Genomic DNA, 23,270 nt, shown 5'->3' on the forward strand with positions numbered 1-23,270 from the left:
TGACCCTGGATATGCCGGGCTCCCCTGCAACAACGCCATTCCCTCGCGCTTGCCAAGGGCGGGAGGTAGCGGGTAGAAGGACGCCAGTTCGCGGGCTTCCGGGATCGGGCCCCGCGAGCATCTGCCCAAATGACGTCTAACATATTGATGTTGTTGAGCAACTCTTGGGGAATGGTGTAACGGTAGCACAACAGACTCTGACTCTGTTTGTCTAGGTTCGAATCCTAGTTCCCCAGCCATTCAGAATGATCGGCGAAGCTTGTTCCGTTTTCGGAACCGCCGCCCGAAGTGAACTTGGCCATTCTTGCAATAAATCCAAACGGTTCGCGGAGTGTAGCTTTCAGCTCTCCGTCGGCCCACGTCGAGTTCGAAACAACGAAATTCAGGAGCCGCCTCTTCTCCATCGGCGGCTCGTTCTCGAACAGGCGTTGTGCATTTTGCGCCAATTCGAGAATCGTGATGCCTTCCACAAGATAAGATTGATCTGCTGACTGGTGGCGCTCGATCTCGCGCAGGCACCGATCCTGCTGCTTGCGCCAGTCCACTGACAAGCTGTCGAACAGTGGTCCCTCGATCTTGCCATCGAGCTTGTCCAGGTACATGGCGTGAAGGCGCGTTTGGATGCGGTCGTATTCCCCCTGTAGGCGTTTGATGGCCTCGTCGTGTTCCTTGGTTTGGTCGACGTGGCTCGATTTGAGGCCGTCGGCGACCAGTTTGAGTGCAGCTTCGCCAATATCCAATTGACGCAACAATTCAGCAAACGTTCTTGAAAGCACTTCTTCCTTGACGTAGGGCTCAGGGCAACGCCCCTTGTAGCCTGTGCAGCGGTAATAGATATATCGGCCTTTCTTGATATCGCCTGTCAAGGCGCAGCCGCAATGCCCGCATCTGATGAGCGTCGAGAACGCAAAGTCATTCTTCAACCGGCGAAGCTTTTTCTTCTGCCGTCCCGCAAGCGAATGCTGCACGCGCTCGAACAGTTCAACGGAGATCAGCGGCGTGTGTCGCCCTTTGTAGATGCGCCCCTTCCAGACAAACTCGCCAGTATAAATGCGGTTGTGCAGGATAGTGTGGACAGCGCTGACTGGAACGGGAGCACCCGTGCGGCGATATGACAAGCCTTCGGCGAGTGCCTTCTCAGTCACCTGCTCCAAGGACAGGGTGCCCGGCGCGTACCACTCGAACATCTTCGTAATTACGGGAGCGACTTCCGGATCGGGGGCGATGGCACGCTTGCCGTCGTCCCCGAGGACATTGCGATAACCGAGGGGCGCTTTTGTCGGCCAAATGCCCTGCTCTGCCTTCTCCTGCTGACCCTTGCGTGCTTCCTCGGAAAGATTGTCGATGTAATTCTTCGCCATCAGCACCTTGATGCCGTGGAAAAACTTCTCCGATGACTTAGACTCCTGCGAGAGCACGACGCCTTCTTTCACGAGGTGAATTTCAATATCCAGTTCGTCTAACAGAACCCAGTCCTTAAGGTTGCGGTACAGACGGTCTGTTTTCTCGACCAGCACGACGCGCACATTTGGATGCCTCTTGATGTAGTTCACCATCTCGGTGAAGTTCGCACGACCGCTGGCCTTCGCGGTCTCGACATCAATGAATTCCTTCTCGATGACGATCCGGTTCTCTGCTGCGTAAGATTGCAACAGCTTTTGCTGCGAGGCGATTGAGAACCCTTCGGTGTCCTGCTCCTTCGATGACACGCGAGCATAGGCGAGCGCCTTGTTCGTCTTGGGAGTCGCGTTAGTCTTTCTGATCTTGTTGCTCATGCGCGGCCTCGAAGCTTTGTCACTGATTGAATCAGGGCGAGCCCGCACGCGCAATGGAATTCGACATCATCCTGATGTTTTGCTTTTCGCCGATACTTTCTTGCGCGGCCTTCCACGGCGCCGCGGCGGCTCATCCCGACGCGCGATGCCGCATCGCTCGCGCTGCCGCTCAGCGATCGTCCACTCGCGCAGCACCGTGAAAAATCCAATGAGGTTGTGCGCCATATCGCGCGCGTCTTCACGCGTGAGAGGGTGCTTGGCGTAACGCTGCCAAAATTGGCGTGTCGCTTCAAGATAGTCGTGCGGCGGTGGCGCTCGCTGCGCGACCGCTTTGCCTGCTGATTTATGCGTGCTTGCCGACATGGAAAGACTCTCGTCCGCTCGCTCGTAAGGCAGCATGCTTTCAGTGGCAACGACGCCATTACCGGCCGGACGAGGCCGTTTTCTTTCCTCTTCCACCGCCGTCCGATGCTCCCTCGTCAGGTCCATCGAACGAAAAAACAACGAGTAAGCACAGAACGGAAGTCAGGAGGTCGAGCCGTCGCGTTGGAGCGTAAAAATACCTGCTGTCGGCGGCTTCCGCCCATTGGTTCCCAATATCCAAAACGTTTTCGCGCGGAACCGGCGTTCTCAAGAAGGGCGATGCCTTTCCCCCGAAACCCGCGTCAGGACGAGGAAGCGCTCCGCTTCCCACTAAGCCTTACCTGCCTGGAAAGGCCCTGCCGGGCCAGCGACAGCCGGTCAAGGCCGTCGGCCGCGAAGCGGTGGTGCGGACGCACCAGCCTTTACCGGATGGCGTTGGTCCGGTTTGCTAGCCTTTATGCAGGCAAGGCTTGCTATTCGCTTAAAGGCATAACCCTGGCGGCCGTGAAGGACCAGTCGACTGTGCCCACTGGCATGACGATGCCGGAGATGTGGGGGCGGATTTGTGGTTCAAGCGCGTCTCGCCAAGGCACGAGGCTGAACCCGAGTCCGTCTTCGCTCATCGCGAAACGGCCGCTGGATGGTCGCTCTCGTTGTAAGCGATCAGGGCCCGGAGGGCCGAGACGGTGGCGGCTGCTCCGGTCAGGCGAGCTCGGCCTGGCATTGCCGCCGCCCGCGCACCAATTCGACACGACCCGATCAGAGCGGCGATCAGCATGGCTACAGGATTGCCGCCATGACGTTCCGGCGCCGACCACATCTGCGATGACCGTCGACCGCAGCCGGAAATCGCCGTGGCCGGCGCTCTCGCTCCAGCCTCGCCTGGAAGCCGAAGGCCGAGATCCCGGTGCATCGCATCGTCGCCCTGATCGACGGAGTGTCGGTCGCATCGACAGATCAGGTGCCCTGCCCGCGCGACTGCCATAGCGTGGCCGCCAGCATGAGGACGAGACCGGCAAGCTGCGGCACCAGCGTCATACCGGCGATACGGGCAAGGTGGATGTCATTGCTGGTGACGGTGATCAGTCCCAAGCTCATCCAGCTGATCAGCCGGGCCGCGGTGTCGGCCTGCGGGTCGGTGGCCATGACGGACGGCAGACCCCTCAACTGCGATTCCGCTTCGCGCAGATCGGCTTCCAGAACGTCACGCCGCTCCGCCGTGGCCTGAGCCTGCCGCAAGGCCAGAACGGGAGCGCAGACCTCTCCCGAAGCCGGGAGCGTCACATCGCGACAGCCGGCGGTCGCCCGCCACACGGTTGCCGCGGCTGGCTGCGTGCGCTGCAGCTCGGCCTCGATCGCCGCGACCGACCGGCTCTCCGTAATGCCGCCACGTTCGGCACGCAGTCGCTCGATCCGCGCCGTGAGCGCAGCGCGCTCGGTCACGGTCCCGGCCCGTGCCGCGGTCGTGTCCGCAATGTTGAGCGCGGCAAAGCCGACCGTGGCCATGAGGGCGACCACGACCGTGACGGTCCACAGGGCCCAGGCGACCGCCGCCGCCATGCGCCGGCGGTCGGTCCACAGTGTGCGGGCCGTAGTGGGCAGGATTAGCGCCAGAACATCGGCCGAGACGCTCAGGCCGGAGAGCAGGGTACTGGCCTCGGGGGTACGGCCGAGCGTGCCGCCATACCAGGCATTGATCCGCATTCCGAACCAGGCCACCGCCACCGCCAGCGCCGCAAGAGCCGCGCCGCCTGCGGCACGCGTGACTCGGACTGCGGCAATCGGTGATCCGAAGTGCTGCACGAGCCCGGTCACGGCGTCGTCGCCCTGTGCAGCGGATTGCACAGGCAGGCTCAGGGTTGGAATGACGAGAGATTTCGCTGACGGGCAAGCCAGGGCGGTCGCGGCGTCGCACGCCTGTGGCACATCGGATGTCCTCGCTGTGAATATGGAACGACCGTCCGGGCCGGGTGAGCGCACGAGCTGACCAGATGCGACCCATACCTTGACACGCCGCGACGTGGTCGACCGGTTCCAACCCCAAGAGCGAGCGAGATCGGACACCGTGGTCGCGATCGTGCCGTCCGGTTGACTGTGCAGCCACGCGAGCGCCTGGGTCTCGGTGAGCGGCCGTTGGTGGTCGGTCATATGCGGCCTCTGGTCAGATCCAGCTCAACGAGTCACATCGAGATGTCACCGCGTCGGGGTGGGTAACCGGCCCGCCCCGCTTCGATCTGCGCCTTGAACGTTTCGCAGAGGTGGCGAGCAGAAGCGGCCTCGCGCGCGGGCGAAAGCTCGAGACGTCGTCCTGGCTCATGCCGAAGAGCTTGCGCCTGCGCTGCATGATCGCAACGTCGAAACATCGCGCCGCTTGCATCAGCGTTGAAATAGAAACGCAATTCGGTCCGGCAACGTCACGTCCGGAACAGCGTGCCAAAACCACCAGCCGATCTTGGTGTCGCTGCGAGTGATGCCCTCGCGGTTCAGTCAGGAGCCAAAGGCGGCCGCACGGCTCAGACCGGACGCGTGTGCCGCCGGTCTGGCCCCATGGCGATAAGCAGGTCACAATGTTGGGGACACTCACAGCCCCAACCCCCGGTTCCTGCCGAAACTCCATTCGATGCCGCCAGCAGCGCGCACCGTGCCGGTGATATGTTGGCCGATGCGCTTGTCGAGAACGGGCTGCCACGGCACCAGTTGGAAGCCGACGCCGTCATCGATCATGGCGAAGCGACCGCTGGCGAGCTGGGTGGATCCAACAAGCGTGCCACTGATATATTCGCCGGTCTTGGCGGCGGTGAACGTCAGACCGCGTTCGGCAGCCATGGCCTTGCCGACACGCGTGACCTCCGTACGTTCCAGATCGGCGACAAAATCCTTTGACACGCGGATACGTCCATCCTTCAGCCGGACGGCGTGGCCCATATTCACGAGGCTCCGCCTGCGGCGTTCCATTGCCTCAGTTACCTCCCGGCCGAACCCGGTAATGGCAAGTGTGGTACGGCTGGGCGAGGCCAGTTCCCGGTCGAGCCAGGTCGCGCCGTCATGGCCAACCTGGCTGTCTAGGCTGGCAGGAGACAGGATGCTGATGTGGATGTTGCCGCGGTCCCGCGCGAGATCGTAGGCTTGACCGCGCGCGGGGAGATCGGTGGGGACGCGCCAATGGTCGGCGTCTAGTCGCTCGGCATGGCCGGCCCGACGCAACGCCTCCAGCCGGCGGACGTGTGAGCGGACAAAGGCCTCGGGGTCGCCGCCTAACCGGTCGATAGCGGCTCGCGCCCGCTCCAGATGCTGGGATGGACGATAGACGCCTCCTTCACCGGCTACGTCGATGATGTTGCGGTCTGCGGCACGCGGTCCGGCAGGGGCAGAACCGGCCGCGATGATCATGCCTCGGCCGGCCTCCTCGGCGCGGGCAGCATCCATCTCGATGTGATGCACGCGCCCGTCCACCCCGTCGATCACCAGCCGAACCCGCTCGCCCATCTCGTCGCCGCCAAGCCCCTTGTCAAGCACCCGGCCGACGATGCGGTCCGTCGCCTTCTCGCGGTGCAGGACGTAGTTGCCGGGATGGCGGTCCCCGGCCAGCCCATCCCGCTCCAGTGCCCGGTGCATGGTCTTGATGATGTCGCCGCGCTCGCCAAGCTCCCGCAGGATCGGCTCGGCCTTTGGCGATACGATCCATTTGCCGGTCTCGATCTCGGTCGCTAGCCCCATGCGCTCCAGCTTGCGTGCCCGCCCGATCAGCAGCGCCCGGTTCTGGCGGAACGTGTCACGCATGTCCCGGTCGCGGCGCAGGTCGGAAAACTCCTTCCCCTGTTGCTCGGCAATCAGCATGCGGTCGAGCCGGGTAAAGCGATCGGCATCCACCTCCCGCTCAAGCTGCTTCGTTACCTCAAGCTCGGTCTGGCGACCCAGTTCCCGGGTAACGATCTCGCTGGCCCGTTCGCGAATGCCGTAGGCGATATAGTCGCCGGCGATGTTCAGGGTCTTGCCGTCATGGGTGATGCCCCGGACAAGGATATGCGTGTGCGGGTGGCCGGTGTTGTGATGATCGACAGCGATCCAGTCGAGTTTGGTCCCGAGGTCAGCTTCCATCTGTCGCATGAGGTCGCGCGTGGTGGTGCGCAGATCGGATAGCTCCACACCGTCCTCGGACGAGACGATGAAGCGGAACTGATGGCGGTCGTGGCGGCCGCGGTCCAGGAAAGCACGGCCATCCCCCACGTCGCGCCCGGCCGAATAAACCCGCCCCTTCTCGCCATCCTTCGTTACGCCGTCCCGTTCGAGATAACGCAGGTGCGCGTCCGCCGCCTTGGCGCCGACAAACTGCCGTCCGCGGGCGGCTCCGCGCTGCGGATTGAGCTTCACCACGCGGGCCTTCACCGCCACCCGCCGCGCCCGCGTGCGCGCGCCGCTTCCGTCCCGGCTCCACGCATTCCGATCCTTAAGGGTCTGTGCCAACGCAGTGCCCCTGCCCCGCGCGTTGAACCGGCCGCCTCCCTTTCCGGCGCTGTCCCGGTTCGGATTGCCGCCGGCGCGCCGGATCGCCCGGTGAACCTCACCGACGAAGCTGGTCGTGCGTCCGCGCGCCACGCCAATCCGGCGCGCGGTTGCCCGCCCGCCACCCCGATCGCGGACCTTGCCGAGACGGATGTGAAAGTCGTCTTCGTTGCGCGCCATGAGATGACGATTGGAAGCCGAACGTTATCGCGCAAGACCAGAAATGCAGTCCGCGTGATGCAGCGTAGAAATGCCTGCGCCAGCGAATCTACGGTCATCTCCGATACTCAGCAGGTCGCGAGCGACGGCTCCCGGAGCATTGAAAGAGAATGATAATCGGAAAATGCGCCGCTCGCTAATCTCGATAGAACCTCAGAGGGCGACCTAAAACAATGTGCAGACATAAACTTAGGAACGAAGTTCCGGCAGCGAGGAATCTCGCTTTATCTTGCCTTCCTAATCGGGCGTGCAAAGTCAACTCCCTGCTACGCTTTCTTGCGATTTCTCTAAACAAGCAGCGCTCCTTATCTCGCTGCTTCGATTGCGAGCAGCGTTCGCCATCAGCACGGTCGCGACTTGCATTCTCCAGGCGGGGTCCATGCGTTCCCTCGTGTTCAGCACTTGGGCTGTCGCATGCTCTTCATCAGGTTGGTAAACAGGGCTGTCCAAGCAGTCCGACGCTCTCATCCCCAAGGGGGTAGCAGGCAAGAGATAGCGGACATTCCCGGTTTCGCGGCCCCGCCAGGGGACGCTCACCGCGCGAGCGGATCTGTAATCTTTGTTCCTCCTCAACATGCTGACTGCAACGCCAGCGCTACTTTCTCGTCATCCGTGCAACAACTACGGCGCGGGCCTCAATCGCAATCGTTGCGTAACCTTGGCACCGAAGCCGACGTGGAAGTCGGTTTCGCTGACCCACATCCTGTGCAGGATGCCGGCAAGCTTGCGCGCCACCGCGACGATCGCGCACAACCTGCTCGACCGCTTGGCGATCCGCAGCCCCACGCCCGCAATGCCGACCATTTTCTGACCCGCAGCAGAAGGCTTGCAGCCGCCTCGCACAGCGCCTGCCGAACGGCTGCGTCGCCCTGCTTGCTGATCCGTCCTTCATAGTCGATGGACGTTCCAGATTGATGTCGTCTCGGCGTCAGGCCAAAATGCGCTCCAACCCTCCGAGACCGCGTCAAGCGTCGGGGATCATCGACCCCGACTTTGGCGGCACGGGACCCAGGCACCGTCATGAAACGGCGGCAAACCGCGTCATGCTGAACCACCTGAAGAAGCACGCGGTGCAATCTTTCGTAGCCTTCAAATCGCCCGTCGGACATCCGGCATGGCCGACGATTCTACGAGTCGCGCAGGCAACCAATGCGCCGATCGCGACCGAAGCGCTGGGCCAGGTCGCCAAACTCTATGCTATTGAAGCCGACGTTCGCGGACACTCGGTTCGCAACTCGCCTCAATCGCTCCAAGCCGTCGTGGAGGCGATGCGGCTCGTGTTCGAAGAGCAGCCTCCTGTTGGAGCCGGCCGCAGCACGATTGCCGAAGCGATCCGCTACGCACTCTCGCGCTGGACGCCCTGCGCGCTTCCTGCATGAAGGCGGCATCGAACTCGACCAACCCGGCTGAACGCGGAACCAGGAACAGTGCCGCTCCGTCGCAAGAATCATATCTTCGTCGGCAGCGATTGGGCGGCCATCCGAGAGGCCGTTCTCTGTTCGTTGATAGAAATCTGCAAGCTTAACGACTCGAGCCCTGCGCTATCTCCTGAAGTGCTCTCGCGCATGATCGACGGGGCACCCGATCAACGTCTCGACCAATTGCTGCCGTGCGAAAAGCCGGAAATGCTGTCGAGAGCTGAGCGAGGTGCAGAACCCGAACGCTGACGTGCGCGCAAGGTCACGCCACTCCTGAACGGCCGATTAATAAGCGTTCATCTAGTTTAAATTTGGCTTGCCGGATTGCCGGCCTGAGGCAACTTCCAAGCGCGTTCGGACTTATTCCGAGGGAAAAAGTGGAAGAACGCCCTGAGGTCGCTGGTCACCTTTGCTGTGCTGTTGCGAAATTGCCGAGGGCAACCACGACGATGACGTCGTTATCACAATCGAAAAACCGTAAGGGACCCCTTGATGTCGATGCTCAGCTCCGCGGTTCAACGGTCCACCCTCGGGCTTCATACGCTGGAACAGTACGAGCCGCTGATCGGCCGTGCGACGGTCGAGCGCATATCCGCCAAGGCCGAGCGGGTGCGCACGATGCGCGTTGCCCATATCAGTTCGACGTTCTATGGGGGAGGCGTCACCGAATTGCTCACGCCACTAACCCTGATGCTGAACGCGACCGGCATCGAAACCGACTGGCACTTGATTCAGGGAACGCCGGGCTTCTTTGGTTGCACCAAGAAGCTTCACAATACGCTGCAAGGCGAGGACCTGGAGTTCTCGGATGCCGAGAGGACGATCTACGAAGAGGTCGTGTTCGAGAACGCCACCCGGCTTCATCTGGACGATTGCGACGCGGTCATCGTGCATGATCCACAGCCTCTGCCGCTGATCGCCCATTTCGCCGATCGCGAAATGCCGTGGCTCTGGCAATGTCACGTCGACCTCTCGACACCGCACGCCCCCGTATGGGCTTATCTGCGTCAGTTCATCGAGCAATATGACGCCGCTATCTTCTCGCTACCTGAATACGGCCAGGACCTTCGTATTGACCAACAGTTCGTAACCCCGGCAATCGATCCGTTCTCCGCGAAGAACCGGGAGCTGTCCGACCGCGAGATACGCGAATTCCTGCGCAACTACAAAATTCCAACGGATCGTCCGTTAGTGACGCAGATTTCCAGGTTCGACGCATGGAAGGACCCGATGGGCGTCATTGACACCTTCCGCAAGGCCAGAGAACAGGTCGACTGTCGGCTCGTGCTCGTCGGCAATAACGCCTCAGACGATCCGGAAGGTGGGAAAATCCTCGAAACGATCGAGAGCGTTGCCGAGGACGGCATCATCGTTCTTGCGGTCGATGATCCGACCCTGGTGAACGCGCTGCAGCGGTCGGCCGCGGTCGTCCTGCAGAAGTCTACCCGGGAAGGTTTTGGTCTCACCGTTACCGAGGCGATGTGGAAAGGCGCTGCCGTGATCGGCGGCGACGTCGGAGGTATCCGGCACCAGATCAAGGACGAATGGAACGGATTTCTGGTAAGTACGCCCGACCAGGCAGCCGCAAGAATTGTCCAGCTCGTCAAGGATCCCGGGCTCCGGGAGCAAGTCGGCTCGCGGGCGAAAGAAAGTGTGCGGCAGAACTTTCTGATGAGCCGACTATTAGAGGATTGGCTCGACCTGTTGTGCAAATACGAACGGCCGGTGGTCTGACCGGTGGGTTCGAGAGCCCTGAGACCTCCATGGTGAAAAGCCGATGCGAATTGCCCAGGTAGCGCCTCTAGCCGAAAGCGTTCCTCCCAAGCTCTATGGCGGCACCGAGCGCGTGGTGGCTTGGCTGGTCGACGAACTGGTAAGCCTTGGGCATGAGGTGACCCTGTTTGCCAGTGGAGATTCGAAAACCGCCGCCAAGCTTCATGCCGTCTGGCCGCGGGCGCTCCGCCTTGGCCGCCCGCGGACGGACCCGATGGTTGCGCAGGCAGCCTTGCTGGAGGCAGTAGCGCGGCACGCGAGCGAATTCGATGTCATTCACGCGCATATCGATTGGCTGCACCTGCCGCTTCTGAGCCGCCTTGGCGTCCCCTTTCTGACCACCTGCCATGGGCGCATGGACTTGCCGGGCTTTCCAGACGTGGTCGGCCGCTTCCCCGACGCGCCCTTCGTTTCGATATCGGATAATCAGCGCGCGCCCTTGCGTGAGGCAAACTGGCTGGGGACGGTTTATCATGGACTGCCGAACGACTTGTTCCGCCCTTCGTTCGAAGCCGGCTCCTACCTCGCCTTCCTGGGCCGGTTGACGGCAGAAAAAGGACCGGAAGCCGCCATCCGAATTGCACGCGCCGCCAAAATGCCGCTTCGGATCGCGGCTAAGGTACCGCGGGGCGAGCGAGGCTATTTCAAGGAAAAGCTCGAACCGCAGATCGACGGAGAGCAGGTACGGCTCACTGGCGAAGTCAATGATGAAACGAAACGGCAGTTTCTGACGAACGCCGCCGCATTGCTGTTTCCGATCGACTGGCCAGAACCGTTCGGTCTCGTCATGATCGAGGCAATGGCCTGCGGTACGCCCGTTATCGCATTCAAGTCCGGTTCGGTGCCGGAAGTCATTGACGACGGCATTACCGGATTTGTCGTGTCAGGGGAAGCAGAAGCCATCAGGGCCGTCGAACGGCTTGGCGAGCTCGATCGACGCCAAGTGCGGATGCAGTTCGAGAAGCGCTTCACCGCGACACGAATGGCGCAGGAGTATCTTCGTCAATACAAGGCACTGGTTCGTCCCGATGCCGGCAAAACACATTGGGAGTCACGGCCGCGCCGGCTCGATCCATTGCCCAACGGCCTGCACCCTAACGGTGCCGACGCTGACACCAGCTACTTCTCAAAGAAGTGCTAGTCCGGAGATCGCAAGCCGGAAGAGGAAACCCATTCTTGGTGCTCCAACGGTTCTATCTCGCCTCCTCGCCGCAAATTGGACGCCTTAAAGACCGCGATAACTAGAATTGCCGGTATCAGCAGTCCGGCTGCGCCTAGCAAACCCAGCTCCATCCACATGGCAGGCTCACTTGTTACGCCCCACATCGAAAACGTGGAGCGCGGGATACGGTTCGGCGCTGAACGGTTCCTTCAAGCGCTCTATTTGGTAACCGCCGGAATATTCAGGGAACCAAGCGGCGTCCTCGACGTTATGGGGCCGGTTGAGCCGCCCGGGGGGATTCGTGTTCGATTTCCTAAAGCGCGACCTCGTGCTTTTGCTGGCCGCGCTGGCCGTCGCTGGCGGGCTCATGGCGCTGAGCGCCAACTTCGCCTTCGACCGCCTAGCCGCCGATCGTGTGGAGAGCCGCAAACGCTAAAACCTTTTCCGTTTATTGAATCGAAACGGGGATTTTGACGCGTTTTCTTAACGCAACCGGATCCACTTCGCTGAAAACGCTAATGCGGAGCGGCGCAGTTCGATAGACATGCGGGACCGCCGCCACGTAGGACATGATGGGTTTCAGCGCCTCCAAGGCGCTGAGGCCTCAGCCTTCCTCTCGACCCGAACGCCCTTAAATTTCTCGGCAGCTTTTCTTCCCCTTGCCTTGGTTGGAAATCACAGTGGCCGAGTTTGAAAAAATAATCCGGAGCTGCGGGGTCTTTGCCTAGGAATGAATCCTGTCGCGATACCACGCTACTATTTCGCTGTGCGAGGCGACCAGATCGCCCCTGACGAAGAGGGCATGGAAGCCGCCCAAGCGGGAGCGGCCCGCACGCTTGCGGACATGGCAAGGAATGCGATCCGGGGGGCCGCACGACGGCAACGGGACCGGATCTCCATCGACGTCAGAGACGATGACGGGCCGGTATTGCAGGTCACATTCACGTTCGAGGTTCACCAGCACAGGGATTAAGACCCGCAACCGCACAGCACGCTTCGACGAAACCGCGCGTCTTGACAGGTCGCCACCTTCACTAATTCGCTGGGACTCCCGCCCCTCCAATCCAAAGGAGAGCTGTGACAACCCTGATGACGACGATGATCAAAGATGGAACCCAGCTCCTTGTTCGCAATTGTCCTCGCAAAAGGAAGTAGTCCTGCAGGGCTGGCGAGTGAAGCACACGGCTCGTTGCCGCGCATCGCCACAACATAGCTGCACGGCATTCCTCGCGTGGGGAGAGTGCATCGCAACGTCTCCAAAGGCCAGGCCGCACACTCAACGTTTGCGCCCTGCTCTTGAACAGCCGCGCGACGACCACACTACGGGATTGAAGGAGGTGAGGCGATGACCCAGCCGACCGAAAAGGAAATCAAAAATCGCGCTTACGAGATCTGGGAGCGTAACGGCAGGCCCAAAGGCAGGGAGGACGAATTCTGGCAGCAGGCAGAGCAAGAGTTGCGAAACGAGGATAAATCATCTCCCATCCGCACACCCGACAACCTCTAAGTGGCAAGAACTCCATACCGGAGAGTTGATGTCTTATTCCGCAGCCGCCGAAACCATATTGTTATACTTTGTCCTGCCACTTTGGTTATTGGCTGGCTTTGCTGACTACCTTTGCCATCGCGCCGCACGAATTGAGTTGACGAGCGGTTACAAGGAATCCCTGCTTCATCTGCTGATGTTGGCTGAAATAGGCATACCCTTGTTGGCAGCGGTATTCCTGGAGATCAACGCACTCGTTTTCGCGGTGATGATCGCCGGTCTTGCCCTGCACCAGTTGACGGCCCTGTGGGACACGACGTTCGCTAGTCAAAAGCGGCGCATCACGCCCATCGAACAGCACGTCCACAGCTTCCTCGAACTGATACCTCTCACGGCCGTCCTCATCGTAATTATTTTCAACTGGTCACAGTTTGTCAGCCTGTGGGGACTTGGATCCGAGGCTGCACGCTTTGACCTTGTCCTCAAACGCGATCCACCGCCCTGGACATACGTTGCCACGTTCTTGTTTGCGGCCATGTTGCTGGAAGTTCTTCCCTTTCTGGAGGAATTCGTTCGGGGCTGGCGAGCGCGAAAGCAGTCATGATTTCTGAATGCGGAGACGGTGATGAAAATTGCCCTGATAGGCGGGACCGGGCTGATAGGATCGGCGATCGTCGCCCATCTGTCCTCCCGCGGTCATACGGTCATTTCCATGAGCAGAAGCGCCGGTCCTGCTAACCGAGTTGATATTTCCGCGGCTACAACGCCCTCGTACTGGTTACCTCATCTCGACGGCATGGACGCGGTCGTGAATTGCGCAGGGGTGCTTCAGGACAGCCCAACAGATTCCACGTCGATGGTCCATCACCACGGCATTGCGAACCTCTTCACCGCCTGTGAGCAGCTCCAAATCCGCCGCGTCATCCATTTCTCCGCAATCGGCGTCGACCGGGAGACGCCCAGTGCTTTTTCCGAAACGAAATTATCGGGCGATAAGGCTCTTATGGAGCGAGACCTCGATTGGGTCATCTTGCGGCCTTCTGTTGTGATCGGCCGCCCTGCCTACGGCGCCAGCGCGCTCATGCGGGGCCTGGCCGCCCTTCCGGCGATCGCGGTAATGCCCCGCACCGGGCAGCTCCAGATCGTCCTGCTGGAAGACGTCGTCCGGACCGTAGAACATTTTCTCGACCCTGCCGTGCCCACCCGAAGAATTGTCGAACTGGTGGGCCCGCATCGGTACTCTTTCTCGGAAGTTGTTTCGCTGTTTCGCCGTTGGTATCGCGCCTCCCCGGCGCGCGAGTTTCACCTCCCGCAATTCGCTTCTGGCGTCATCTACAAACTGGGCGACATGATCTCGCTGCTTGGCTGGCGGCCTCCCGTGCGAAGCACTGCCGCGCGGGAGATCGCGCGAGGCGCCGTAAGCACCCTTGAAGATATGCAGCGGCTTGGGATCCATCCCAAGAGCCTTCCGGAGTTCTTGGCCTCCGAACCGGCTTCTGTGCAGGAGCGCTGGTTTGCGCGCATGTATTTGCTGAAGCCGGCACTATTTGTCGTCTTGTGTCTGTTCTGGATCTCGACCGCGTTCGTTTCGCTCGGGCCTGGCTGGGACTATGGTATCGGACTCATGCGCGAGGGCGGCGTGGAAGGAACGACTGCGGTTCTTACGGTCGTAGCCGGCGCGCTGGCGGACCTAGTCATCGGAATCGCGATTGCATACCGGCCAACCAGCCGCTACGGGCTCTATGCGGCCATCGCCATCTCATTCACCTACGCGATCATCGGCACCATCCTCGTCCCTCGGCTCTGGGCCGATCCATTGGGGCCGATGCTGAAGATCTGGCCGATTATCGTGGCGCATTTGGTTGCTCTGGCGATTTTAGAGGATCGATGATGCAGTATTTCGTTTTGAAGTATTTGCACATCGTCGGCGCTTCCGTGTTGCTCGGCACGGGGGCGGGCATCGCCTTTTTCATGCTTGCGGCTCACCTCGGCGGAAGGCCTGCCATTATCGCGGGCGTCGCCCGGATTGTTGTGATTGCAGATTTCATCTTTACCGCCACAGCCGTCATCGTACAGCCGATTACGGGCTCGCTGCTTGTTTGGAATGTCGGCTATTCGTTCTGGGACGGATGGATCGTTTGGTCGATCGTGCTGTATGTCATTACAGGCGCGCTGTGGCTGCCGGTGGTTTGGATGCAAATGCGTTTGAGGGATCTCGCTGCGAAGGCCGCGGCAGAGGGCACCCCGCTTCCTGACCAATATCATCGGATTTTTTGGCTTTGGTTTGCCTTCGGCATTCCAGCTTTCGCCGCCGTCGCCGCCATATTCTGGTTGATGATAGCCAAACCCCAGATGACATTTTCCTGAACATCGTTGCAGTCCGCGCCTCTGCACCAACGCCGTCCACCTACAGAACGGAACAAGGAGGCTTGGAACCTTGAATGTTGCCTGGAATTGACGGTCATATACTTGGGATTGGTAAATGAGCGATAGGGCGGACGCTGGAGAGGCTTGCCGGGGCGCCGTAGCCCGCGCGAATTCGATCGATACGCTGCACGTCTTCGGCAGCGTCATGCTGCCGACCTTTGGAAAGGGGATTTTCATCCGGCGGCCAACGATGGAAGCGGCCGCCGAGCGAATGGGCTTCGATACCGGCGCCGTCAAGGCAATGCAGCGCCTGCGTCGAAAATACGGGGCGGCTCCACTCCTGCTCGCCATTCCTTGCCGGCCGCAGTTGTTGCTGCTCGACGCCCGGGACGTGATCAAGGTCCTGAACGGCACGCCCCGGCCATTTCGGACGGACACCAAGGAAAAGCGTGCCGCGCTCAATCATTTCGAGCCGGGCAACGTGCTGGTTTCGGATCCGGCCCGACGCGCCGTGCTGCGGCCTCTGCATGAAGCTGCCCTTTGCACCTCGAGCACGGTTCATCCCCTGGTGTCCCGTTTCCACGAGGTCATCCAGGACGAATTGCGGCCCATCCTGCGAGCGGATGTGCATGAAATTGCCTGGGCGACGTTCGCGAACGCGTGGTTTCGAGTGGTGCGCCGGATCGTGCTTGGCGACCGGGCACGAGATGACGAGGACCTTACCGCGCTGTTCAACCGCCTGCGGGCCCGCGCCAACTGGGCGTTTTTCCTGCCGCAAGATCGGACCGGCCGCGCGCGTCTGCATGAAAGATTGCAGCGATATTTGATCGATGCCGAGAGAGGCAGCCTTGCGTCGATGATGCCGGCGGACGCGCGATACGAGCCGAGCAGCCAGATCGCACAGTGGCTGTTTGCATTCGATCCGGCAGGTATGACGACGTTCCGGACGCTTGCCTTGTTGGCATGTCACCGGGAGTTCATGGAACGCGCGCGCGAGGAGGCGTTGAGAGATCAGCCGCCTGGAGAAGCCTCCCAGTCATTCATCCGTCGCTGCGTGCTCGAAGCCTTGCGTCTATGGCCTACCACACCGGCCATCCTGCGGGAAACAACCGAGGACGTAGTATGGAACGACGATTGTTTCATAGAAAGGGGTACGGGCATTATCATTTTCACCTCGTTCTTTGGTCGTGACGACGAGAGGTTCGAGTTTGCGAACAAGATGTCACCGGACATTTGGCGGCGCTCGCAGAATGATGTTCTTGCCGAATTTGGCATCGTCCCGTTCAGCAGCGGTCCCGCCATATGCCCGGCCCACAATCTGGTGCCGTCAGTGGCTTGCCTGGCGATCAACGCGGTGCTTGCCGAAAAGACGCTTTCGCTGATCGCGCCCAAGCTCGACCCGGAACAACTGCCGGGCACGTTGAACCATTTTGAGATCCGTCTTAGCACGCGAGCGCAGGCAGCCGGCAGCCGCGCCTTCGTCCTGATCGGCGCGTAGCGCGCGAGGCCTGACCGATTCCAGCGCAGACTTGCTCGAGCCGAACTTGTTGCAGCGAAGGCTCGGCGATTTTCCGAAAACGACTGCGGTCCGCCTAACGGCTCTCTATCGCCGTGACCGGGCTTTCAGGAGGCTCGCTCGAGACAGCCCGCCAGACAAACAATCCAATGCAGGCGATAATTGCCAGCACCACCACAGCCGTGAACGCCCGACCACTTCCGCCGGCTCTTCGAGCCTGTTCCATTTCACTCATGTTCTGTCTTTGATTACCTGGAGAAGTCCCTCAAACCAGCTGCAGGATAGGTCGTTCCTATTTGCGACCGAGGCTCGGAAGTGTCCGTGGCAAGCCTGACCGGCGTGGAACGATCAATGCCGTTCAACGTATTCAGGCCGAAGGGAGGTGAGAATGATGGCTTATGCTGTCTTCAAGGACGACCAGAAATTGAGCCGCACCTTTCCTACCAAGAAAGAGGCGCTGAAGAAAGCGGATGAGGCCGGCTTGGTCGACAACACCGAAGGCACGCCTGTTCTCGAAAACGATCTTACCATCAAGCCGTGTGCGGCCGATCCGGAACGAAGGAGTGATGAGGATCTCGACTGGACGCCTGACAAGCTCTGAACTGCCAATCGGGGTAGCCGTCCCTGCCGGTGGCCGCCGGTTGGTCCCAGTCGCGTGACCGTCATCCTCCGGCGCAGGAACACTCTGACCCATTCGCGGTTTACGGGTATGAAGAAGATCCTGTTGCACGAATTCGCGGCGTTTGCGCAGCCCGGTGCGCTGATCGCGACGTTCCTCGTACTGCTGATGATGGGAGCCGGCGGTGCGGCAATCGCAATAGCGGCAAGGGGATGGCCGTTCTAGTGCTCTGTTCCCGCCAATTGGAACCTTTGTAGCTCTGCGCCGTTGCGCCGGCTCAAAGCACATGATTCCGGGACAAGATGACTGTCTGCTTGAGATCGGGTCTTGCGGTTGCCGCAAGTTGCGTCCTCACCTCCTGTACGGGATGGCAGTCGTCGTTCAATGCGCAGGCCGCTCAATCGGAGGAAATCAAGCGGATCCTCCTGATTTTCACTGCGGTGTCCACCGTGGTCTGGGTTGGTGTGATGCTGGTGCTGTTGTTCGGCCTACTCCGCCGCAAGCGGCTTCGCGAGCAGCCCCTCGATCTTCACACCGGATTTGAGCACCGTGCTGGAAACGTCGTTCTCGTTGCAGGAATTGCCACGACAATCACCGTCCTGGCCCTGTCGGTCGTGAGCTATGGCGCGCAGCGTACGGTGTTCGCCAATGACCCCAGCGCGGTAACCATCAAAATCACCGGGCATCAATGGTGGTGGGAAGTCCAGTACCAGGCCGACAGCCCGCACTTGAGTTTTACGACCGCCAACGAGATTCGCGTGCCGGTCGGTCAGCCCATCACAATTCAGCTGGAATCCGCAGACGTCATTCACAGCTTCTGGGTGCCAAGCCTGACCGGCAAGATGGACCTGATCACCGGTCAGCAGAATTCGCTGCAGTTCACCGCAAAAACTCCCGGCATTTACCGCGGCCAATGCGCAGAATTTTGCGGCGCGCAGCACGCCCATATGGCGTTCACCGTCAAGGTCCTGCCTGCAGACGAATACAAACGATGGCGCGATCACCAGAACCAAAGCGCGCCAAGCCCGAGTGATCCACTGAGCATCCGCGGCGAGCAGTTATTTCGTGGCCGCGGCTGCGGCCTTTGCCACACCATCCGTGGTACGCTCGCCGGCGGCCAGTTCGGCCCCGACCTGACCCATATCGCCAGCCGGGAAACGATCGCCGCAGGCACCCTGCCCCAAAACTCCGGCAATCTCGCTGCCTGGATTGCGGACCCGCAACATATCAAGCCCGGCAATCTCATGCCGAAAATGCCGCTTCGCTCGGATGAATTGATCGCGATCCTTCATTATCTGGAGCAGTTGCAGTGAGCGACATCGCCAGAGAACCCGGCCGCGACTTGCGCGACAACCAGCTCGAACAATCCGAGTTGGCGGCCTTGCTGCTGACCCTGTGGCGCACGCCCTCGGGTTGGCTCGGGTCATTGACATCGGTCGATCACAAGGTGATCGGCAAACGATATATCCTCACGGCCTTCGCTTTTCTGATCCTCGGGGGATTACTCGCCGTGCTGATGCGGCTTCAGCTTGCAGGCGCCGAACGAAAATTGCTGTCGGCGGACCTCTACAATCAGGTCTTCACGATGCACGGCTCGACGATGATGTTTCTGTTTGCCGTGCCGGTGATGGAGGCATTCGCGGTCTATTTCGTTCCGTTGATGGTCGGGACGCGGAACATTGCCTTCCCGCGGCTCAATGCGTTCAGCTATTGGATGTTTCTATTCGGCGGCTGCTTTCTCTGGCTCGCGTTCCTGTTCAATGTCGGTCCCGACGTCGGCTGGTTCGCCTACGTCCCTCTGTCAAACCTTCAATATAGCCCGAGTAAACGCGCCGATGTCTGGGCGCAGATGATCACCTTCACCGAGGTCGCGGCGCTTGCCGTCGCGGTCGAGATCGTCGTTACGGTGTTCAAGCAGCGCGCCGTCGGCATGACCCTGGACCGCATTCCGGTCTTCGTCTGGGCTATGCTGGTAACCTCCTTCCTCGTGCTGTTCGCGATGCCGTCGATTATGGTCGCATCGACGACGCTGATCCTGGACCGTCTGGTTAACACGCATTTTTACGACACGGCGTCCGGGGGAAACGTACTGCTGTGGCAGCACCTGTTCTGGTTCTTTGGCCATCCGGAGGTCTACATCATATTCATCCCCGGCACCGGCATGGTCTCGATGATCATCGCGACTTTCGCGCGGCGCCCGGTGTTTGGCTATACCATGATTGTGCTCTCGCTGATCGCGACCGGCTTCCTGTCGTTCGGGCTATGGGTACACCACATGTTCGTGACCGGCCTGCCGCAACTTGGTGCCAGCATGTTCACGGCATCGAGCATGCTGATCGCCGTACCGAGCGGGCTGCAGATCTTCTGCTGGCTCGCGACACTTTGGGACGGCCGTCCGGTCTACCGCACGCCGCTACTGTTCGTGCTGGGCTTCTTCGCGATCTTTGTCCTTGGCGGCCTCTCGGGCGTGATGGTCGCCTCGGTGCCGATAGACATGCAGGTGCACGACACCTACTTCGTCGTCGCCCATTTCCACTACGTCCTGATCGGCGGCGCCGTTTTTCCGCTCATCGGCGCCGTCTATTACTGGTTTCCGAAAATTACCGGGCGCATGCTGGGCGAAAGGCTGGGCCGCTGGAATTTCTGGCTGGCCTTCATCGGCTTCAATATCGCATTCTTCCCAATGCATATTCTCGGGCTGATGGGAATGCCGCGGCGCGTCTACACCTACACGCCGGAGATGGGATGGGACCATCTGAACCTGCTATCGACCGTCGGCGCCCTGGTTTTCGTCGCAAGCTTTGTGACGCTGATCGTCAATGTAATTCACGGCCTCCGTCGCGGTGAACTCGCAGGCGACAACCCCTGGGGTGCTTCGACGCTGGAATGGGCGACCAGTTCGCCGCCGCCACCCTACAATTTCTCGCGGATTCCCGTCGTCACTCATCGCGACCCGCTGTGGGCAAATGGCGGAAATCTCCCCGTGGTTGCTGGCCTGAGTGTCGAGCGGCGCGAGGTTTTGCTCAGCTCAGTCGCGGATGCCGAGCCGCATACACGCGAGGCGTCGCCCGAGCCGAGCATCTGGCCGCTGCTCACAGCGGTCGCAACGACAGTTTTCCTTGTAGGTTCGATCTTCACTCCCTGGGCGGTGGTCTGGGGCACGCCCCCGATCGCCGTTGCGCTGATTGGCTGGTTCTGGCCCACCGGCAGCAAGGAGGACGAAGAGTGAAGCAGACCATCGTTCGCAGCGTCAATGAACTGCCGACTTGCGGTTTCGGCTCGCAGAGCGGCCCCTGGTGGGGCGCAATGGCCTTCATCGCCCTCGAAGGAATGGGATTTGCGGTCGCGATCGCAGCCTATCTCTATCTGTACGCCGTAAACCCGACATGGCCGCTCAACTCCCCGCCGCCAGATCTATGGCCGGGGACACTCGCGACCGCCGTGTTCGTTCTCAGCGTTATCCCGAACCAGTTCACCAACCGCTGGGCCCGCCAAATCGATTTGCGGAGGGTGCGAATTGGCCTTGTCATCATGACCTTGATCGGGGTGGTCCTGCTGGTGATCCGCGGATTTGAATTCGCGCATCTCAACACCAGATGGGATCAGGACGCCTATGGCTCTGTAGTCTGGTTCGTGCTCGCCCTCCACACAACGCACCTCGCAACGGATGTTGGGGACACCATCGTGCTGACCGTGTTGATGTTCACCCATCATGCCACCCCGCGACGATTCAGCGACGTGACGGACAACGTGTTCTATTGGAACTTCGTCGTACTCGCGTGGCTACCGCTCTACATTCTCCTGGATTGGACGCCGCGGCTATGAACCCCGATGGCGCACATAGAATTCCGCTCTACTGGGCCGGCGTGGCACTGGGTCCGGCAGCCTGGGCGATCAATCTGCAAACCATTTATGCGATCACGCCTCATGCTTGCGCCAAGTCAAATTCGGCGACCATTGTGCTCTCGATCCTGATGGCCATCATGGCTGCATCTGGAACCCTGATATCATTGCGAGCCATTCGCCGCGGTGCGGCGGCGGAGTGGGCCGAGGCTCAAGGGGGCCGCGCCCGAAACTTCATGGCCTGGCTCGGCGTCGGAAGCGGCGTGATCTTCGCGCTTGTCATCCTGAATCAGCTTGCGGCGGCGCTGATGATCAGTCCGTGCCTGCGATGAGATGGCTCTGCCCACTTCTGCTCACGCTCGCTGCCGCGCCTGCAGCCGCCCATGACGTATCGGGCGCGCTCAATTCATGGGCCAGTTGGAGCTACGACCCATGGCTGCTGATCCCGCTCTATCTCATAGGCATCGGCTTCTATGTGGGAACGCAGCGCGTCTGGCATGCCGCGGGATTCGGACGAGGCGTTCACCTCGGGCAGGTCGCCGCATTTTGGGCCGGCTGGCTGGTGCTGGGGCTTGCCATCACCTCTCCCCTGCACTGGCTGGGCGAGCGGTTGTTCAGCGCGCACATGATCGAACATGAACTGCTGATGGTCGTCGCCGCGCCGTTGATGGCGTACGCACGAATCAACGGCGCCCTGCTGTGGAGCCTTCCTCAATCATGGCGACCTGCCGCGGGTCGCCTGGTCACGACAGGGCTGATCGCCGCCTGTTGGGGCTCGATCAGTCACCCCGTGACGGCGACGGTGCTTCACGGTCTTGCGCTCTGGCTGTGGCACGCGCCCCCGCTCTATCGGCTGGTGCTCGAGAATGGGCTCGTACACCGCCTGCAGCACATCAGCTTCCTTCTCACCGGCTTGTTGTTCTGGTGGGTGCTGTTTTGCGGACGGGGCGCCGGCCGCGGCACGCATATCCGCGACGGGATCAGCGTCGCCTGCCTGTTCGTCACCGTACTCCACTCCGGTCTGCTGGGCGCCCTGCTCACGCTCTCGCCCCGCCTCTGGTTCCCGCAACAGGGCCTTCTGGCGGCGGAGTTCGGCCTCACACCACTCGAAGATCAGCAGCTTGCCGGACTGCTGATGTGGATTCCAATGGGCACACTCTACACCTGCGCTGGCCTGTTCTTTGCGTATCGCTGGCTATCGCTGTCGGGGGCAGCCGCGCGGGCGGTATCCTTTACTGAAGCGGAACAACGCTCCGCCGATTTTGTTCAAACGAGATCCGCGCGAACCGTCACCGGAGCTTAGGCCGATGCACAGGATGAAATTCTCGCCAGCCGCCATCATGCTAGTTGCAATGCTCGGTGCCTCGCCAATCGCCGCTCAGGCGCCGAACAATACCAGCCCATCATGCCCGGTCGACCATGATCGATTGGCCGATATCTTGAAGAAGAGCGTCAAGCCAGGCGGCGGTCCGAGCAATGGCGGCCTCGACAACCACGAATGGGCTGCCGTCGTCAACCGCGACGGCCTCGTCTGCGCCGTCGCCTTCAGCGGCAATAACGCCGGCGACCAGTGGCCCGGCAGCCGCGCTATCGCTGCGGAGAAAGCCCACACCGCGAACGCCTTCAGCCTTCCGAACAAGGCGGTCGCAACTGCCAACCTGTACGCGCAAGCGCAACCCGGCGGATATTTGTTCGGCGCCGCGCTGAGCAGCCTGCCGAACCCTGCCGCGCTTTACGCCGGCCAGGCTTCCGAATATGGCAGCGCGAGCGATCCGTTCGTCGGCAAGCCGCTCGGCGGCGTCGTCGTATTCGGCGGTGGGCTGGCGCTTTACGACGGCAACGGCGTAGCGGGCGGGCTCGGCGTAAGCGGGGACAGCGCTTGCGCGGATCACAATGTGGCTTGGCGGGTGCGGCATCTCCTCGGCCTGGACCATGTGCCGGCCGGCGTCAGTCCGAACATGAAGGATGCGATCATTTACGACATCGGTCCGGACGGAAAGAGCACCTCCGGGTTTGGGCACCCGAAGTGCGACGGCAGAGAAGACCAGATCGCTGTCGATCTCGGCGCCGGCGTCAACTCAAGCGCGGTGAGGTAAACGCGGGATCATCCTGCTTCGGCGTTGCGCCTGGGAAGGAACGAAACAGGTCGAAAAGGATTGTAGGTTCCGTCTGGACGGAACTTCCGTCGAATTTGGCAGAGCGGAGTGCCGCTGATGTTCTGGACCT

24 protein-coding genes, 1 tRNA gene and 1 pseudogene are annotated in these 23,270 nt (G+C 60.9%); 19 read left to right on the forward strand and 7 right to left on the reverse strand.

Translation table 11 applies throughout. The features are described from left to right. Nucleotides 1-165 precede the first annotated feature (165 nt). Nucleotides 166-239: transfer RNA gene (locus ACVWVY_RS32310), tRNA-Gln, on the forward strand. On the opposite strand, the gene ACVWVY_RS32315 is transcribed toward ACVWVY_RS32310, so the two are convergent. The 7 genes and pseudogenes from ACVWVY_RS32315 to ACVWVY_RS32345 form a co-directional block, all read right to left on the reverse strand. Further along, on the reverse strand, nucleotides 225-1,775 hold the full coding sequence (locus tag ACVWVY_RS32315) for a recombinase family protein (RefSeq protein ID WP_456630177.1): 1,551 nt from the start codon (nucleotides 1,773-1,775) through the stop codon (nucleotides 225-227). The genes ACVWVY_RS32310 and ACVWVY_RS32315 overlap by 15 nt on opposite strands. 66 nt (nucleotides 1,776-1,841) lie before the next feature. Further along, complete coding sequence (locus ACVWVY_RS32320) at nucleotides 1,842-2,234, reverse strand: hypothetical protein (protein ID WP_456630178.1); 393 nt, start codon at nucleotides 2,232-2,234, stop codon at nucleotides 1,842-1,844. Between the two features lie 377 nt (nucleotides 2,235-2,611). After that, a complete protein-coding gene (locus ACVWVY_RS32325; protein ID WP_456630179.1) occupies nucleotides 2,612-3,088 on the reverse strand; it encodes a DUF3363 domain-containing protein in 477 nt (158 codons plus the stop codon). A gap of 7 nt (nucleotides 3,089-3,095) precedes the next feature. Continuing rightward, nucleotides 3,096-4,286: a MarR family transcriptional regulator gene (locus ACVWVY_RS32330; protein ID WP_456630180.1), complete on the reverse strand. Its 1,191-nt coding sequence runs from the start codon at nucleotides 4,284-4,286 to the stop codon at nucleotides 3,096-3,098. Nucleotides 4,287-4,718: 432 nt separating this feature from the next. After that, nucleotides 4,719-6,821 carry a DUF3363 domain-containing protein gene (locus ACVWVY_RS32335; RefSeq protein WP_456630181.1) on the reverse strand — a complete coding sequence of 701 codons (2,103 nt, stop codon included), beginning with the start codon at nucleotides 6,819-6,821 and terminating at the stop codon, nucleotides 4,719-4,721. Nucleotides 6,822-7,481: 660 nt separating this feature from the next. Further along, complete coding sequence (locus ACVWVY_RS32340; protein WP_456632501.1) at nucleotides 7,482-7,664, reverse strand: hypothetical protein; 183 nt, start codon at nucleotides 7,662-7,664, stop codon at nucleotides 7,482-7,484. A gap of 53 nt (nucleotides 7,665-7,717) precedes the next feature. Next, nucleotides 7,718-7,969, reverse strand: a pseudogene (locus ACVWVY_RS32345) (transposase); the annotation flags it as partial. Between ACVWVY_RS32345 and ACVWVY_RS32350 the strand changes: the two are divergent. The 18 genes from ACVWVY_RS32350 to ACVWVY_RS32435 all read left to right on the forward strand — a co-directional run bounded on the left by ACVWVY_RS32350 (nucleotide 7,904) and on the right by ACVWVY_RS32435 (nucleotide 23,140). Then, nucleotides 7,904-8,239, forward strand: coding sequence for an IS66 family transposase (locus tag ACVWVY_RS32350; RefSeq protein ID WP_456632502.1), 336 nt, complete (start codon nucleotides 7,904-7,906; stop codon nucleotides 8,237-8,239). The pseudogene ACVWVY_RS32345 and the gene ACVWVY_RS32350 sit on opposite strands and share 66 nt — an antisense overlap. 531 nt (nucleotides 8,240-8,770) lie before the next feature. After that, entirely contained in the window at nucleotides 8,771-10,012 is a 1,242-nt protein-coding gene (locus ACVWVY_RS32355) for a glycosyltransferase (protein ID WP_456630182.1), read from the forward strand. A gap of 43 nt (nucleotides 10,013-10,055) precedes the next feature. Then, nucleotides 10,056-11,192, forward strand: a complete 1,137-nt coding sequence (locus tag ACVWVY_RS32360) for a glycosyltransferase family 4 protein (RefSeq protein ID WP_456630183.1) — start codon at nucleotides 10,056-10,058, stop codon at nucleotides 11,190-11,192. A gap of 322 nt (nucleotides 11,193-11,514) precedes the next feature. Beyond that, a complete protein-coding gene (locus ACVWVY_RS32365) occupies nucleotides 11,515-11,649 on the forward strand; it encodes a hypothetical protein (protein ID WP_456630184.1) in 135 nt (44 codons plus the stop codon). 294 nt (nucleotides 11,650-11,943) lie between these two features. Beyond that, nucleotides 11,944-12,186 carry a DUF6894 family protein gene (locus ACVWVY_RS32370; RefSeq protein WP_456630185.1) on the forward strand — a complete coding sequence of 81 codons (243 nt, stop codon included), beginning with the start codon at nucleotides 11,944-11,946 and terminating at the stop codon, nucleotides 12,184-12,186. A 372-nt stretch (nucleotides 12,187-12,558) separates the two neighbouring features. Beyond that, the gene (locus ACVWVY_RS32375) at nucleotides 12,559-12,720 is read left to right on the forward strand and encodes a DUF2934 domain-containing protein (RefSeq protein WP_456630186.1); all 162 of its coding nucleotides are present in this window, start codon (nucleotides 12,559-12,561) and stop codon (nucleotides 12,718-12,720) included. A 28-nt stretch (nucleotides 12,721-12,748) separates the two neighbouring features. Further along, complete coding sequence (locus ACVWVY_RS32380; protein WP_456630187.1) at nucleotides 12,749-13,303, forward strand: hypothetical protein; 555 nt, start codon at nucleotides 12,749-12,751, stop codon at nucleotides 13,301-13,303. Between the two features lie 21 nt (nucleotides 13,304-13,324). Continuing rightward, nucleotides 13,325-14,590, forward strand: a complete 1,266-nt coding sequence (locus tag ACVWVY_RS32385) for an SDR family oxidoreductase (RefSeq protein ID WP_456630188.1) — start codon at nucleotides 13,325-13,327, stop codon at nucleotides 14,588-14,590. Further along, nucleotides 14,590-15,066 (forward strand): DUF2269 family protein, encoded by a 477-nt coding sequence (locus ACVWVY_RS32390; RefSeq protein WP_456630189.1) that lies wholly within the window; start codon nucleotides 14,590-14,592, stop codon nucleotides 15,064-15,066. Before ACVWVY_RS32385 ends, ACVWVY_RS32390 begins: the two co-directional genes overlap by 1 nt. Before the next feature lie 205 nt (nucleotides 15,067-15,271). Further along, nucleotides 15,272-16,564 (forward strand): cytochrome P450, encoded by a 1,293-nt coding sequence (locus tag ACVWVY_RS32395; RefSeq protein ID WP_456630190.1) that lies wholly within the window; start codon nucleotides 15,272-15,274, stop codon nucleotides 16,562-16,564. Nucleotides 16,565-16,970: 406 nt separating this feature from the next. Then, the gene (locus tag ACVWVY_RS32400; protein ID WP_456630191.1) at nucleotides 16,971-17,183 is read left to right on the forward strand and encodes a hypothetical protein; all 213 of its coding nucleotides are present in this window, start codon (nucleotides 16,971-16,973) and stop codon (nucleotides 17,181-17,183) included. A gap of 108 nt (nucleotides 17,184-17,291) precedes the next feature. Beyond that, nucleotides 17,292-17,426 (forward strand): hypothetical protein, encoded by a 135-nt coding sequence (locus tag ACVWVY_RS32405; protein WP_456630192.1) that lies wholly within the window; start codon nucleotides 17,292-17,294, stop codon nucleotides 17,424-17,426. A 77-nt stretch (nucleotides 17,427-17,503) separates the two neighbouring features. Beyond that, nucleotides 17,504-18,514 carry a cytochrome c oxidase subunit II gene (gene coxB, locus ACVWVY_RS32410; RefSeq protein WP_456630193.1) on the forward strand — a complete coding sequence of 337 codons (1,011 nt, stop codon included), beginning with the start codon at nucleotides 17,504-17,506 and terminating at the stop codon, nucleotides 18,512-18,514. Then, entirely contained in the window at nucleotides 18,511-20,430 is a 1,920-nt protein-coding gene (gene ctaD, locus ACVWVY_RS32415) for a cytochrome c oxidase subunit I (protein ID WP_456630194.1), read from the forward strand. Before coxB ends, ctaD begins: the two co-directional genes overlap by 4 nt. Beyond that, on the forward strand, nucleotides 20,427-21,026 hold the full coding sequence (locus ACVWVY_RS32420; RefSeq protein ID WP_456630195.1) for a cytochrome c oxidase subunit 3: 600 nt from the start codon (nucleotides 20,427-20,429) through the stop codon (nucleotides 21,024-21,026). The genes ctaD and ACVWVY_RS32420 overlap by 4 nt, the downstream gene beginning before the upstream one ends. Next, on the forward strand, nucleotides 21,023-21,376 hold the full coding sequence (locus ACVWVY_RS32425; RefSeq protein ID WP_456630196.1) for a hypothetical protein: 354 nt from the start codon (nucleotides 21,023-21,025) through the stop codon (nucleotides 21,374-21,376). The genes ACVWVY_RS32420 and ACVWVY_RS32425 overlap by 4 nt, the downstream gene beginning before the upstream one ends. Continuing rightward, nucleotides 21,364-22,347 carry a cytochrome c oxidase assembly protein gene (locus ACVWVY_RS32430; RefSeq protein WP_456630197.1) on the forward strand — a complete coding sequence of 328 codons (984 nt, stop codon included), beginning with the start codon at nucleotides 21,364-21,366 and terminating at the stop codon, nucleotides 22,345-22,347. Before ACVWVY_RS32425 ends, ACVWVY_RS32430 begins: the two co-directional genes overlap by 13 nt. Before the next feature lie 37 nt (nucleotides 22,348-22,384). Further along, nucleotides 22,385-23,140: a heme-binding protein gene (locus ACVWVY_RS32435; RefSeq protein ID WP_456632364.1), complete on the forward strand. Its 756-nt coding sequence runs from the start codon at nucleotides 22,385-22,387 to the stop codon at nucleotides 23,138-23,140. The last annotated feature ends 130 nt before the right edge of the window (nucleotides 23,141-23,270 follow it).

It is taken from the genome of Bradyrhizobium sp. URHC0002, from assembly GCF_054059515.1.

Excerpts from the sequence above, each read along its gene's own strand:
- ACVWVY_RS32355 (WP_456630182.1), top strand. The coding sequence starts at position 8,771 with ATGTCGATGCTCAGCTCCGCGGTTCAACGGTCCACCCTCGGGCTTCAT.
- ACVWVY_RS32350 (WP_456632502.1), top strand. The coding sequence starts at position 7,904 with ATGCTGAACCACCTGAAGAAGCACGCGGTGCAATCTTTCGTAGCCTTC.
- ACVWVY_RS32315 (WP_456630177.1), bottom strand. The coding sequence starts at position 1,775 with ATGAGCAACAAGATCAGAAAGACTAACGCGACTCCCAAGACGAACAAG.
- ACVWVY_RS32380 (WP_456630187.1), top strand. The coding sequence starts at position 12,749 with ATGTCTTATTCCGCAGCCGCCGAAACCATATTGTTATACTTTGTCCTG.
- ACVWVY_RS32435 (WP_456632364.1), top strand. The coding sequence starts at position 22,385 with ATGCTAGTTGCAATGCTCGGTGCCTCGCCAATCGCCGCTCAGGCGCCG.
- ACVWVY_RS32370 (WP_456630185.1), top strand. The coding sequence starts at position 11,944 with ATGAATCCTGTCGCGATACCACGCTACTATTTCGCTGTGCGAGGCGAC.
- coxB (WP_456630193.1), top strand. The coding sequence starts at position 17,504 with ATGACTGTCTGCTTGAGATCGGGTCTTGCGGTTGCCGCAAGTTGCGTC.
- ACVWVY_RS32425 (WP_456630196.1), top strand. The coding sequence starts at position 21,023 with ATGAACCCCGATGGCGCACATAGAATTCCGCTCTACTGGGCCGGCGTG.
- ACVWVY_RS32330 (WP_456630180.1), bottom strand. The coding sequence starts at position 4,286 with ATGACCGACCACCAACGGCCGCTCACCGAGACCCAGGCGCTCGCGTGG.
- ACVWVY_RS32385 (WP_456630188.1), top strand. The coding sequence starts at position 13,325 with ATGAAAATTGCCCTGATAGGCGGGACCGGGCTGATAGGATCGGCGATC.
- ACVWVY_RS32325 (WP_456630179.1), bottom strand. The coding sequence starts at position 3,088 with ATGCGACCGACACTCCGTCGATCAGGGCGACGATGCGATGCACCGGGA.
- ACVWVY_RS32375 (WP_456630186.1), top strand. The coding sequence starts at position 12,559 with ATGACCCAGCCGACCGAAAAGGAAATCAAAAATCGCGCTTACGAGATC.
- ACVWVY_RS32340 (WP_456632501.1), bottom strand. The coding sequence starts at position 7,664 with ATGGTCGGCATTGCGGGCGTGGGGCTGCGGATCGCCAAGCGGTCGAGC.
- ACVWVY_RS32400 (WP_456630191.1), top strand. The coding sequence starts at position 16,971 with ATGATGGCTTATGCTGTCTTCAAGGACGACCAGAAATTGAGCCGCACC.
- ACVWVY_RS32395 (WP_456630190.1), top strand. The coding sequence starts at position 15,272 with ATGCTGCCGACCTTTGGAAAGGGGATTTTCATCCGGCGGCCAACGATG.
- ACVWVY_RS32405 (WP_456630192.1), top strand. The coding sequence starts at position 17,292 with ATGAAGAAGATCCTGTTGCACGAATTCGCGGCGTTTGCGCAGCCCGGT.
- ACVWVY_RS32390 (WP_456630189.1), top strand. The coding sequence starts at position 14,590 with ATGCAGTATTTCGTTTTGAAGTATTTGCACATCGTCGGCGCTTCCGTG.
- ACVWVY_RS32335 (WP_456630181.1), bottom strand. The coding sequence starts at position 6,821 with ATGGCGCGCAACGAAGACGACTTTCACATCCGTCTCGGCAAGGTCCGC.
- ACVWVY_RS32360 (WP_456630183.1), top strand. The coding sequence starts at position 10,056 with ATGCGAATTGCCCAGGTAGCGCCTCTAGCCGAAAGCGTTCCTCCCAAG.